At 42.7% G+C, this 12,379-nt stretch carries 13 protein-coding genes; 7 read left to right on the forward strand and 6 right to left on the reverse strand.

Annotated features, from left to right (window positions below; all coding sequences use genetic code 11):
- Positions 1-16 precede the first annotated feature (16 nt).
- Together DSL64_RS11910 and DSL64_RS11915 are read left to right on the forward strand one after the other, a co-directional pair.
- Positions 17-703 (forward strand): hypothetical protein, encoded by a 687-nt coding sequence (locus DSL64_RS11910; RefSeq protein WP_115831113.1) that lies wholly within the window; start codon positions 17-19, stop codon positions 701-703.
- The gene (locus tag DSL64_RS11915) at positions 700-2,358 is read left to right on the forward strand and encodes a S8 family peptidase (RefSeq protein WP_115831114.1); all 1,659 of its coding nucleotides are present in this window, start codon (positions 700-702) and stop codon (positions 2,356-2,358) included. Before DSL64_RS11910 ends, DSL64_RS11915 begins: the two co-directional genes overlap by 4 nt.
- On the opposite strand, the gene DSL64_RS11920 is transcribed toward DSL64_RS11915, so the two are convergent.
- Positions 2,348-2,884, reverse strand: a complete 537-nt coding sequence (locus tag DSL64_RS11920; RefSeq protein WP_115831115.1) for an NUDIX hydrolase — start codon at positions 2,882-2,884, stop codon at positions 2,348-2,350. The genes DSL64_RS11915 and DSL64_RS11920 overlap by 11 nt on opposite strands.
- A gap of 72 nt (positions 2,885-2,956) precedes the next feature.
- On the opposite strand from DSL64_RS11920, the gene DSL64_RS11925 reads away from it, so the two are divergent.
- On the forward strand, positions 2,957-3,871 hold the full coding sequence (locus tag DSL64_RS11925) for a DUF2911 domain-containing protein (protein WP_115831116.1): 915 nt from the start codon (positions 2,957-2,959) through the stop codon (positions 3,869-3,871).
- Between the two features lie 75 nt (positions 3,872-3,946).
- Here DSL64_RS11925 and DSL64_RS11930 read toward each other — a convergent pair whose 3' ends face one another.
- From DSL64_RS11930 to DSL64_RS11950, 5 genes are all read right to left on the reverse strand, one after another.
- Entirely contained in the window at positions 3,947-4,366 is a 420-nt protein-coding gene (locus DSL64_RS11930) for a hypothetical protein (RefSeq protein ID WP_115831117.1), read from the reverse strand.
- A 13-nt stretch (positions 4,367-4,379) separates the two neighbouring features.
- Positions 4,380-6,944 carry a PEP/pyruvate-binding domain-containing protein gene (locus DSL64_RS11935; protein WP_115831118.1) on the reverse strand — a complete coding sequence of 855 codons (2,565 nt, stop codon included), beginning with the start codon at positions 6,942-6,944 and terminating at the stop codon, positions 4,380-4,382.
- Between the two features lie 102 nt (positions 6,945-7,046).
- Entirely contained in the window at positions 7,047-7,655 is a 609-nt protein-coding gene (locus tag DSL64_RS11940; RefSeq protein ID WP_115831119.1) for a trimeric intracellular cation channel family protein, read from the reverse strand.
- 306 nt (positions 7,656-7,961) lie between these two features.
- Entirely contained in the window at positions 7,962-8,783 is an 822-nt protein-coding gene (locus DSL64_RS11945) for a thymidylate synthase (protein WP_115831120.1), read from the reverse strand.
- A gap of 28 nt (positions 8,784-8,811) precedes the next feature.
- On the reverse strand, positions 8,812-9,240 hold the full coding sequence (locus DSL64_RS11950; protein ID WP_115831121.1) for an OsmC family protein: 429 nt from the start codon (positions 9,238-9,240) through the stop codon (positions 8,812-8,814).
- Between the two features lie 168 nt (positions 9,241-9,408).
- Between DSL64_RS11950 and DSL64_RS11955 the strand changes: the two genes are divergently transcribed.
- Genes DSL64_RS11955 through DSL64_RS11970 form a run of 4 tightly spaced genes read left to right on the forward strand, consistent with a single transcriptional unit; the run spans position 9,409 to position 12,373 of the window.
- Positions 9,409-9,648 (forward strand): 4a-hydroxytetrahydrobiopterin dehydratase, encoded by a 240-nt coding sequence (locus DSL64_RS11955; protein ID WP_115831122.1) that lies wholly within the window; start codon positions 9,409-9,411, stop codon positions 9,646-9,648.
- Entirely contained in the window at positions 9,645-10,346 is a 702-nt protein-coding gene (rsmI, locus tag DSL64_RS11960; RefSeq protein ID WP_115831123.1) for a 16S rRNA (cytidine(1402)-2'-O)-methyltransferase, read from the forward strand. Before DSL64_RS11955 ends, rsmI begins: the two co-directional genes overlap by 4 nt.
- A gap of 22 nt (positions 10,347-10,368) precedes the next feature.
- Positions 10,369-11,592, forward strand: coding sequence for a lipoprotein N-acyltransferase Lnb domain-containing protein (locus tag DSL64_RS11965; protein WP_115831163.1), 1,224 nt, complete (start codon positions 10,369-10,371; stop codon positions 11,590-11,592).
- The gene (locus tag DSL64_RS11970; RefSeq protein WP_115831124.1) at positions 11,582-12,373 is read left to right on the forward strand and encodes an inositol monophosphatase family protein; all 792 of its coding nucleotides are present in this window, start codon (positions 11,582-11,584) and stop codon (positions 12,371-12,373) included. The genes DSL64_RS11965 and DSL64_RS11970 overlap by 11 nt, the downstream gene beginning before the upstream one ends.
- The last annotated feature ends 6 nt before the right edge of the window (positions 12,374-12,379 follow it).

Genomic DNA, 12,379 nt, shown 5'->3' on the forward strand with positions numbered 1-12,379 from the left:
TAAATACTTTGCTACGATGGTCTTCAATACAAAAAGAAGTTTCATCCTACTGATTTTCAGTCTGATCTTATCAGGTTGCAAAGAAAATACTGCACCTGAAAGTGTTTCAGACTATGACTACTTTCCGGTTCAATCCGGAAGTATATCCCGTTTTACTGTCACCAGAACAACCTATTTCCCATCCGGCCCTCAGCGGGTCAGTGATTATCAGATTCAGTCAGTTGTTGGTGAAGTATTTAACATTACAGATAAACAAAGTGCTAACCGGATTGCATATATCAGCAAATGGAGCCAGTCCGAATGGCGTACTGATTCTTCAGCAGCAATATGGCGAACTGCTGATAAAGCGTTCGCTCAGGAGCATGGACAAACAATCATTAAAATGTATTTTCCATTGTCTGAAGGTCTGTCATGGAACGGAAATAGCTATAATCAGGGAGCAGAACAGCCCTTTCGCTGTGTAGACAAAGGAAAACCCAAACAGATTGGTTTACAGTATTTTCCTAATACCGTAACCATCGTCAGACAACAGGACTCAACACTTTTATCGAAAAATAAGTATATTGAAATATACGCTGCCGGAGTCGGTCTGGTAGCTACAGAAAAAATACATGTGAAATACTGCTATACACCAGATTGTTCGGGCACAATTGTTTCGGGATATGAAGAAAAAGCAGTGATTCAGGAACTCAACACGTTATGATTCGACCTATATTCCTTTCTTTTATATTTATGGTATGTCTGGCGAACATCTCTCTGGCACAAACCAATCCCAGATATCTGGTTCTGTTTAAAGACAAAAACAATTCTCCTTATTCCGTCGAAAACCCCACTGCGTTTCTCTCTGAACGCTCTGTCTCACGAAGAGAACGACAAAGAATCAGATTAACGAATACCGATTTGCCAGTGAATCCTGCCTATGTGGAAGCAGTCAAACAGACCGGCGCTAAGGTTATTTATACTTCACGGTGGTTCAATGGTGCCCTCGTTGAGGCCTCAAACGTACAATTAGATCAAATCAAGTCACTACCTTCTTACAAAGGAATCGAGCTCAATCTTCCTGTAGCTAACATCACTACTGCTTCTCCGGGCATACATCGTGTCGGGGCTGTCAATGATAAGCTTGGCACTGCGGAACTGGACTATGGCCGAATGGCTAATCAACTGGCATTGATGGAAACCAGCGTACTGCACAACAAAGGTTTTTATGGGCAAAATATGCTGATCGCTGTCCTCGACAATGGTTTCTCAAACGGAAATCTGGTCAATTTTCTAAAACCTGTGTTTGATGAAAACCGACTTGTTGATTCGCACGATTTCGTTGCCCGCGATGGCAATGTTTACAATGATGGCGCTTCGGAGCATGGCCTGAAAGTCTTGTCTACTATGGCCGCCTATCTCCCTTCTTCTATGATCGGGGTTGCTTATAAAGCTTCCTTTGCCTTGTATCGTACAGAAAATGACGAAGGAGAATCACCTTATGAGGAGATTACATGGTTGATGGCGGCTGAAAGAGCGGATAGTCTGGGTGCGGACATTCTCAATTCGTCGCTAGGTTATCGTACTTTTTCTGGCGAATTCAATACCCCGGCGTACAATTACACACGTGCGCAAATGGATGGCAAAACCACTATTATAGCCAGGGCAGCCAGATTCGCTACACGAACCGGCATGCTCGTCATCAATGCCGCTGGCAATGAAGGTAGCGCAGGTCTGGCCTCCCCTGCCGATGTCGATTCTGTTCTTACAGTTGGCGGTACCACCTATGATTTCAGTCCGTATTCCAATACTTCCGTAGGTCCTAATGCGCTCAATCAGCGCAAACCGGATGTAGCCGCCGTTGGCGCTGGCACTGTAGTTGGAACCAGCCTGGGAAGTGCTACATCAGGTAATGGAACCTCGTTCGCCGCTCCGCTGATCGCCGGGCTCAGTGCTATTTTATGGCAGGCACATCCGCAATTAACTGCCCAACAGATTATTGGTATTTTACAGAAATCGGGTCACCAGTACACTACTCCCGACAACATTCTTGGATACGGTGTTCCAAGGCTATCCAGAGCTGAGCAGATTATCAATGAAGAACTTGTCCCACTGGGAACCGAAGGAAGTATATTGAATGCAATTCTTCTGCATCCAAATCCCACAGAAGGAGATCTTACATTGACGATTCCTGTTGCACTCAGAGACAAAAAAGCCACTCTGGAAATTTACAACCAGAGCGGCAATACCTTGTTCAAAAAAACACTTTTATTGACTGAAAAAACGCCGGTTGCTCCTACGCAGCTAACTTCAGGTTTGTATATTCTGAAAATACGGGTCGGCGAGCAGGAACGTAGTATCCGTTTTATCAGGAAATAGTTTTTCTTGCCATCCTGACAATGGATTCCGAATTGTTGTATTGTTCGATCTGACTCAAAGGAACCCATTGCAAATCGCGGGATTCTGAATTGATAATCAGCGGTTCATTAGCATCTGCGATAAACAGAAAGCGAACATCGTAATGATAATGCGCCTCATCTTTCGGATTCGCAGGAATCAAATGAATATCCACGTCAAAAATCCCATCACTGTCTACTCTGAAGTTTAACAAACCCGTTTCCTCTTCAATTTCTTTGCGGGCTACAGCGAGTACATCAGGATCGCCATCACAATGCCCGCCCGGCTGAAACCAGCGATTCAGCTTTCTGTGATGCATCAATAATACTGACTTCCGGTCTTCAGATATCACCCATCCTGATGCTGTGACGTGGCCTGTTTTTAAGGTACGTTCGAAGCAATCTTCATGTTCTGTAACAAAAGTCTTCATTTCCGACTGCATCTTCATTTCTTCCGGATCGCTCGTTTGATAAGCGTCCAGCAGAGAAAGCAAACTGTTTCTATTCATCTTAGGCTATCTGATTATTTCATTCTAATTTCGCCGCAAGTTAAATTATACTTACACAAACCACCTTGTAAAATGAAAAAGTATCTCCTATCGGTTTCCCTGATATTAGCACTTGCCTCAGCATCAGTTGCTCAACGTACTCCGCAACCAAGTTCGGCGGCAGGGTTAACGCAGGCAGTCGGTGTTTCTGACTTTACCGTAAAATATTCGCGTCCAAATATCAAAGGCCGTTCTATATTCGCTGAAGGTTCAGCACTTGCTCCTTACAATGAAGTATGGCGTACAGGAGCCAACATGGCCACCACGTTCGAATCAAGTACAGATTTCTCCTTCGGAGGTAAAAAAGTGGCAGCCGGTAAGTATGCCTTATTTTCTATTCCATCCGGTGCAGCCTGGACTGTAATTTTGAATAAAAACTTCAATCAGGGCGGAACTGACAATTACAAAGAGGCTGAGGATGTTGCACGTATTACAGTGGCACCTACATCAGCGGAATTTACAGAATCATTTTCTATTGATTTCTCCAATATCACAGATAGCACTGCATTTTTGAACATCAACTGGGCATCTGTGAAGGTACCTGTGCAAATCGGTGTTGCGACTGAAACACTTACAATGACAGGCTTGAATAAGGCTCTGGCTGACAAACCGGAAGATGTTGCGGCTTTGCAAAGCTCCGCAGGTTATATGCTTACCACAGGCAAAGACCTTCCACAAGCGCTTTCTCTTGCAGACAAAGCCATCGGTTTGAAAGAAACATTCTCAAACCTTTGGTTGAAAGCACAGATCCTGAATAAAATGGGAAAAGTAGCTGAAGCAATACCTGTTGCTCAAAAAGCTTTGACAGTCGGCGCTGCCTCAGGCGAAGGTGCTTTTGCAAGCTTCTACAAAGGCCAGATCGAAAAAGGAATTGAATCGATGACTGCTAAATTGCCTACCGTGAAAGAAGCTGCAAGTGCTGTAAAAGGGAAGAAGAAAAAGAAGTAATTGAACGACTGTAACGGTCCAACTGACAGCCATTCTTATGTGAGTGGCTGTCTTTTTTTTGCGTTTATTTGATGCTTACTTTGTGAACCCTGATAATACCAGCGCGTTATTATCACAATAAGATAATTGGCGTGTACGCAGATCCCCCCCTTCATACAGGTTCTTTTTAATAGCAATTCTCTGTTCTAAAATAAAAGTACTGTCAACCGCCTTCAAAACCCGGACGCTGATGAACTCGTCCTTCGTTCCCTCTATCTGAGCATTCTTTTGATCCCGTGAAGGAACAGATACCCATACCTCTTCACTGTCAGCCTTACTCACATTTTTGACGGTAAAGATCACATCAACGCTATCTGCGAGACAACCACTTTTTGAACTGTTATTATATAAATACAAAGAAAAAGAGGTGAACTTGTCATTTCCAAAGTCAAGTAGACAACCCTGGCTGACAAAGACGAAAAATAGGATAAACAATGACGGTCTGATACGTTTCATGGTTTGCTGACGATTATTTCTTAAAAATTCTGGTTGTTTGGCTATGGTTTTTATATTGTCCTTCCAGGGTGATTTTCGCAATAAAACCGGTTACTTTAGGAACGATATTTTTCAGGTCAACCTGCTCTTCGTAAGTTCCGGCGAATTTGTAGCCGAGCGATTTTTCAAGAATTTTAGTACCATTAAGTAAGTATAGTTCAATCTTTACACCTCCTCCTTCTTTATTTTCAAATTTAAAATGAACAGTTTTTTCAAAAGGATTGGGGAAAGCGAAAAAATGAAGGGCTGGTGTATCGGCAATCTTATCCTCTTCATAAAAATCCACCCCGGAACTTGTATTGGCACCCAGCCAGGGACGGGCCTGTTTAATTGACAGATAATCTTCCTTTACAATTTTGTATTCGATTTCAATTGAAAAATGTGGATCATTTTCGGCTTTGTATAATCTTTTGAAACGGTTATGAATCACCTTTAAATGATCCTTCATTTGCGCCATGTATTTTTTATCCAGAATCAATTTTGAATTGGATAAATTAGAAAATCTGACCACCGTAAAATCCGCATTGCTCTTGTTACCCGCTTCCAGAATAATCTCCTCCGGTATTGATAAAGCCTCCGGATTTGTAACCAAATCTTCACCCAGCTGATTATTGAGATAAAAGGTTTCATCAGTATAATAAATCGGATCAGCACTTACACCAACCCCATTTAATATTTCATCCTTTTCATTGGGGTGACACAAAACCCCCATTGAAGCTGCAAAATGATCTATTCTGTAAAATTCACGCTCATCGTAAGCTCTGAAGTTCCACATACTTGCATATACCTGCTTTATAGATTTTGAGATATGGCCTTCATCAGGCTTCTGGGTCTTGGAATCATAAAGACCCGCGCCGCTGAAATTGGGAAGGTCTTCATTATTAGTACTGGATCTACATCTTATAGGCTGTCCCTTGGGAAACGCGTTTTGCATTACAGCCAGATCGTCGAGCATCCACTGTGGCATCTCTCCCTTCTCAATCTCCTTTCTGAATTTCTGCAACTGTTTATCTCTCGCAGTCGCGTCGTGGATAAAAGTAGAGTCGGAGCGGATGTGTGCTATTTTTTCAAAGAAACCATTGTGTTCCATAAAAACACGATAGTAATGAAACGGCACACCAAAACCGTCCGGAATGGTTTCAGCACTGAAACCAAAAGTTCGCATTTCGGCGAGATTCGCGCATTTGGCACCAAAAGAGTCCGACATATCAAAGCGAATATCATCCAACCTTGCAATTTTGGTCCGGGTCAAATTCAATGGCGGTATCTGATTGTTCTTTGGTCTTAGCGCATCAAACCATGCATTTACCGCTTCCAGATTAGACTCCTCAATACTAAACTCGTTTTGTTTTACGATGTAATGCACATATTTCCCTACGAGATTTGCTATTCTCTTGTTGTTTGCAGGATCTTTTATGTAGGCATTAGGCACTTTATCCTGAATAGCCCTCAGATTCACATGCGAAAGCGGAGTCTGAGAAACAGCGCTGATAATGCCCCCTGTGCGAGGCATTTCATTCGGAAGACTTTCATAAATGACGATGTCACGAATACCCGGAATATCACCAAATTCCATTTTACGAAGTAGTCCATAACCCTCTGCCTGATTGAGCGCCATATAGTCGATATCAGCAAGAATATCCTCTTCCAATAATACAGGGATTCTGGAACGGTCATACAGTTTTTTCTCTTCATGATACAAAGGAAGAGCTGCATTGGGCATTGGATAGTAAGCCAGATTATTCTTTAAAAACGGCATGTTCGCTGCAATCAACTCATAGGCCATTTGCACCTTTTTGAAAGAGAAGCTATCATTGGGCTCGAATTCAAATCTATAAACACCCAGTGCACCGCTTGCAGATTTAAGATTCTGATGAAATACAATTTCGCCTCTTAATTCAAGTGGAATTTCTCCAAAACCGCCACCAGAATTGATCTTTGTCGCCAGCTTAAAAGAGGCATGCAGCTGATGCGTATTTGAATTCATAAAATAGAGCTGAGCGCCCTTAGGATTATCACGCACAATGTAGAATTTCACGAATTGCAGGTTTTTCAAATGCGGATCTATATCGGAAACTCCATTATGCTGAAAAGATAATTTCGTAAATATTTCCCTGGTCGGTATATGCACTGCTCCATCTTTGAAGTTGATTTGTTTGGCAGCATTAAATGGAGATTGATTAACAGGATTGACAAATTCAGTCAGATCGTCAATACCGTCTCCATCTGAGTCATGAGGCTTGGAGACAGGATATTGCAAAACCTGGTAATGACCTGCAGAATACGCTCCTATCGATTCCTTTAAAGTTACAACACCATCCTTGCCCGGCGCCATGTCTGTACAATAGACAAAAGGCTCATCTAAGGTGTTCCTCACCTTTAACAGATAATAGAAGTCGGGCCTTCCCTCTACTTCGAAATTGGCAATATGATTTTGATCAATGTTAAATTTGTGAGGTACAACATCCTGAGCATTAATCCAGTGAAGAGGGAGAACACAGAGAATAAATAAAATCAAGTATGCAGAACTTCCTTTCATAAATATTTATTCTGATGTGTGTAATCCTGTGTGAAGGACTGTCGAATTGTCTGGCAGTTACTTAAAGACGAACGCAGTTAATACTACTCAATCATAAAGGCATTATCTGAAAAAGCGTGGTACCGTCCACTCATATCGGACAGCCAATATTCTGATTACGATAATGAGCAAAGACGCCGATATAAAAGCCACATTACGGCTTGCTCCCAGATTGTCCAGTAAAAGATAACAGCAGGCACCGGCAAAACAGGCTGTAGCGTATACTTCCTTCCTGTAAATAATCGGGATTTCGTTTGTCATTACATCCCGGATTACTCCTCCCATAATCGCAGAGAAAATTCCCATAATGGCGGCAATTTCAGGTCTCACTCCCAGATTCAATGCTTTCTCTGTTCCTACAATAGTGAAAAGTGCAATTCCACAAGTGTCAAAAAGGAAGAGTGTCTTACGAAGATTAAGAAGAAATTTGTAGAAAATAAACGTAACCAAAATCCCTGCCATGATAGCATAGATGATCGTGATGTCGCTAATCCAGACAAGCGGGTAGCTATCAAGCAGAATATCACGCAAAGTACCACCTCCGATAGAAGATATAAAAGCAGTAAAGCTGGCACCAAACCAATCCTGATGCTTCTGGTCTTTCATTGCCAGTGCACCGGAAATTGCAAATGCAAACGTTCCGACAATTTCCAGAATATACTGAATACTCATTTTTTTAATGAAGAAGGAAGAATAGGGAATTAAGAATTATGAATGAAGAATTAAAAATAGTAAAAAGCCTTGCCGATAACTTCTTAACTCCGGATTCCTTAGCTTCCCGTTCTTAATCTCTCAGTTTTCTAAGTAGCCACAGGCCGTCGAGAATTATATAAAAGGGAGTTAAGAATTATGAATGAAGAATTAGAAATAGCAAAATCCTCGCCGATAATTTCGTAACTCCGGACTCCTTCACTCCTCATTCTTAATTCCTAACTCCTTAACTTCCTCCTTCCTCCTTAACTTCTCATTATCAATTCCCTAAACCGCCACAGGCGCCTTAATTCCCGGCCACGGGTTATAGTTTTTCAGTTCAAAATCTTCGTATTTGAAATCAAAAATACTCTTTACATCCGGGTTGATTTGAAGTATTGGCAGAGCACGCGGTTCCCGGCTCAGCTGAAGATCAACCTGTTCAAGGTGGTTCGAATATATATGGGTATCTCCGCCAGTCCAGACAAAATCCCCCAGGTCAAGATCACATTCCTGAGCAATCATCATAGTCAGCAATGCGTAGCTGGCAATGTTGAACGGAACACCCAGAAATACATCAGCACTACGCTGATACAATTGGCAAGACAATTTCCCTTTCGTTTCACCAGCCGCCTCATCCGGAGGTGCTACATAAAACTGAAACAAAGCATGGCAGGGCTGCAACTTCATTTTTGAAAGTTCAGTAGGGTTCCAGGCAGAAACCATAATTCTACGTGAATCAGGCGTATTTTTCAGCAGTTTCAGTACCTCTTCCAGCTGATCCACCGACTTTCCGTCGATACCTTCCCAGCTTCTCCACTGCTTTCCGTACACCGGCCCCAAGTCACCGTTTTCATCTGCCCACTCGTCCCAGATCGAAACTCCGTTTTCTTTCAGATAAGCGATATTGGTCTCACCTTTCAGAAACCACAACAGTTCATGAATGATCGATTTGGTATGTACTTTTTTGGTAGTTACAAGTGGAAAACCATCTTTCAGATCGAAACGCATCTGATAACCGAACACACTGATCGTTCCTGTTCCGGTTCTGTCCGTTTTCTTTACTCCGTGTTGAAGAATATGGCGGAGTAAGTCGTGGTATTGTTGCATGGGATATTAAGTCTCTGGTCTGGTAATATTAAACAGTAGCAATCTCCACACTGTGCGTGATTTCCGCTAATGCTTCAAGTTGTGCTGTAGCCGAGCAGTATTTCTCCATCGACAAACCAATCGCACGGTTGATCTTGTTCTCGTCTAATGCATTACCCGCAAACTTGAAGGTAAGATGTATTTTCCTGAAAGGTGAACGTTTTGTTCCTTCCTCTTCCACGCGATCGCCGTCGGCAACAATCCTGAAATCGGTAATGTCCTGCTTTTGTTTTTTCAGAATCAGAACTACGTCTATGGCGCTGCAGCTTGCAAGCCCCATCAACAGAAGTTCCATCGGACGAACGCCCTGATTACTGCCACCAATTTCCGGTGAACCATCGGTATGTACCTTGATCTCAGAAGATCCGCTTCCTTCGAAGTGGAATGCGTCATCCACTCTTACAAGTTCAATTTTCATAATTCAATTTCGTTCTGTTTTCCTGTTTGCAACAGGCTGTCTTATCTTTACCTATAATGTTTATCAGGTAATCAAAGTTCAAATATACTTGATCGCCGGAGTTATAAAGTTAATTACTGTATATTCGTTCTGAAATGACATTCCGTTTATACCAAAAGCCTGAAAACTATGTGGACCGAAGAGAATGATAAACTGAAGAGGACTTTTGAATTTAACGATTTCAAAGAGGCTTTCGCCTTTATGAAAAAGGTGGCTGTAGTAGTAGACGATATGGATCATCACCCCACCTGGACAAACACCTATAATAAGGTCGAGATAACACTCACCACACATGACGCAGGCAACAAAGTCACAGCCAAAGACAAAAAACTCGCTGAGGCTATAGATCAGATTTTTGAAAACAAATGAAGCTTTTTGTAGTACCTACTCCCATCGGGAATCTCGAAGATATTACCCTTCGGGCAATTAATGTTTTAAAAAGTGCCGACGTGATTCTGGCAGAGGATACACGCACTTCCGGTAATCTTCTGAAACATCTCGGAATCAGTAAACCATTACAGAGTTACCATATCCACAACGAGCACCAGACAGTCGCCCGGGTTACCGAACGTATTCTGAAAGGTGAAACGATGGCACTTGTTTCCGATGCCGGAACGCCGGCCATTTCTGACCCTGGTTTCCTGTTGGTGCGTGAGTGCCTGCGGCAGGATATTCCCGTGGAATGTTTGCCCGGCCCTACGGCTTTTGTACCAGCGCTGGTGAACTCAGGTTTACCCAATGACCGGTTTACATTCGAAGGTTTTTTACCCCATAAAAAAGGAAGACAAACCCGCTTGCAGCAGCTTGCTCAGGAAGAGCGAACGATGATTTTCTACGAATCTCCGCACCGACTCCTGAAGTCTTTGCAGCAGTTTGCTGAGTATTTCGGTGCCGACCGCCCGGTATCAGTATCACGTGAACTCACGAAAATGTTTGAAGAGAATGTTCGGGGAACAGTTACCGAAGTACTGGCACACTTTTCTGCCAAAACCATAAAAGGAGAAATCGTGATTATTGTTGGCGGGAAAAACAGCGCTCAAAAAGTTACAGATGATTCTGAAGATTAATAATTCCCGACAGCCATTCTCCATGAAGACATTAAGCAAATCCACCTTTACACAAAAGATATTTTTAACCCTTTCTCTAACATTCCTACTGATTTGCCACCAGGCTACTGCTCAGTTTGAAACCCTTAGTCCTGAAGCCAAGGTGAGCCTGATTACGGTAAGTCCGGGCAAGGAGTTATATTCAGGGTTTGGCCATAGTGTTTTGTGGGTCTCAGATCCGATTCAGCGTATCGACCGCGCCTATAATTACGGTACATTCAGTTTTGAAACAGGCAATTTTTACGTCAAATTCCTGAGAGGTACACTCCCCTATTCTTTATCTGTCGGGCCGCTTTATTACCAGACAGCCTATTGGGAATCAGAAAACCGTTCTATTAAGGAGGAAGTATTAAACCTTTCAGCTGCTCAGAAACAGAAGCTTTACAACTTCCTGGAAAACAATTATCTGCCGCAAAACAGGCTCTATCAGTATAAGTTCTTTTTCGACAACTGCTCTACCCGGATGGCCGATGCGCTGAAAGCTGCTTGTGGAGATAGTTTGCAGTTTCCGGGATATACGCATGAAAAACGTAGTTTCAGACAATGGATTGACAAATATGCCTACAAACAAAACCCATGGGCTGACTTCGGGATGGATCTGGCGATCGGTGCTCCTTCCGATGAGATTGCGACGCCAGAGCAGGCCACCTTCCTCCCTGATAACCTGAGCACTGCATTCGCCGATTCCAGGATTAAAATCGGAGGGCAAACATTGCCTCTCATCGCTTCTAAACGAGATATTTTTATAGCCCAACCTGCCGATCATGCGGAGCTGATCACTCCGATGATTTTCTTTTGGGCATTGGCAGCAATCATACTGGCGTTCACCTACTGGCAGATCAAAAAAGATAAACTCAATTTTTTTCTGGATAAATTTTTATTTGGATTTGCAGGAATTATAGGCTGGTTCATTCTTTTGTTATGGTTCGGAACAAACCATGGAGTAACGGCCTACAACTACGATATTCTTTGGGCTTTCCCGCTTTGGATGCCCTTGATCTTCTTTATCACTCCAACCAGAAAGCCATCCTGGTTTCAGTTTTTATTGATATTCTATGGATTTCTATTACTTTGTGCAACCGGAAATCTGGCAAAACATAATCTGGTCGTTATTCCTATATTACTGACCCTGATTACCCGGGTTTACTATATGAATAATTCACTTTCTAAAATTCCGTCAGGCGGAAAAATTGCGAATGAATCTTGAATTACTGACCCAACAAACCGTAGAACTCGTTAGAAAAGCTTCGACTTTTATTCAGCTCGAAGCTGCGCTTTTTTCACGGGATAAAATAGAATATAAAGACCTGAACAACCTGGTTTCCTACGTCGACAAGGAAGCAGAGAAACTACTGGTGGCAGGATTGAGTGAAATATTACCGGAAGCCAGTTTCATTACAGAAGAAGGCACTACAGGGCAGGAGCCGGACCCTAATGCTTTGAACTGGATTATTGATCCTCTGGACGGAACAACCAACTTCATTCATGGAATTCCTGTCTATTGCGTAAGTGTTGGGTTAGCCAGAGGAAAAGACTTGCTGGTAGGAGTGATTCATCAGCCCAATATGGACGAGATGTTTTACGCCTGGAAAGATGGAGGAGCATGGTGTAATGACAAAAAACTTTCCGTATCAGGTACGCCTACATTGCAGGAAAGTCTGATCGCAACAGGCTTTCCCTACTACAAATTTGAGAAACAGAAACGCTACATGCATATCCTGGAATTGCTGATGCGCAAAACGCATGGTATACGGAGAATGGGAGCTGCGGCTGTGGATCTGGCATATGTGGCTGCCGGAAGGTTCGACGGTTTCTATGAATACAATCTTAACTCCTGGGACATGGCTGCCGGTGTATTGATGATCAAGGAAGCTGGTGGAACAGTCACAGATTTTAATGGTGGCGATAACTATCTTTTCGGAGGTGATATCATAGCAGCAGCCGGAGCACATCAGGAACTCGTTGAAGTAATAAGGTCCAATTTTTGATGTGAC

The sequence above is a fragment of the Dyadobacter luteus genome, assembly GCF_003383615.1.
GTDB lineage: Bacteria > Bacteroidota > Bacteroidia > Cytophagales > Spirosomataceae > Dyadobacter > Dyadobacter luteus.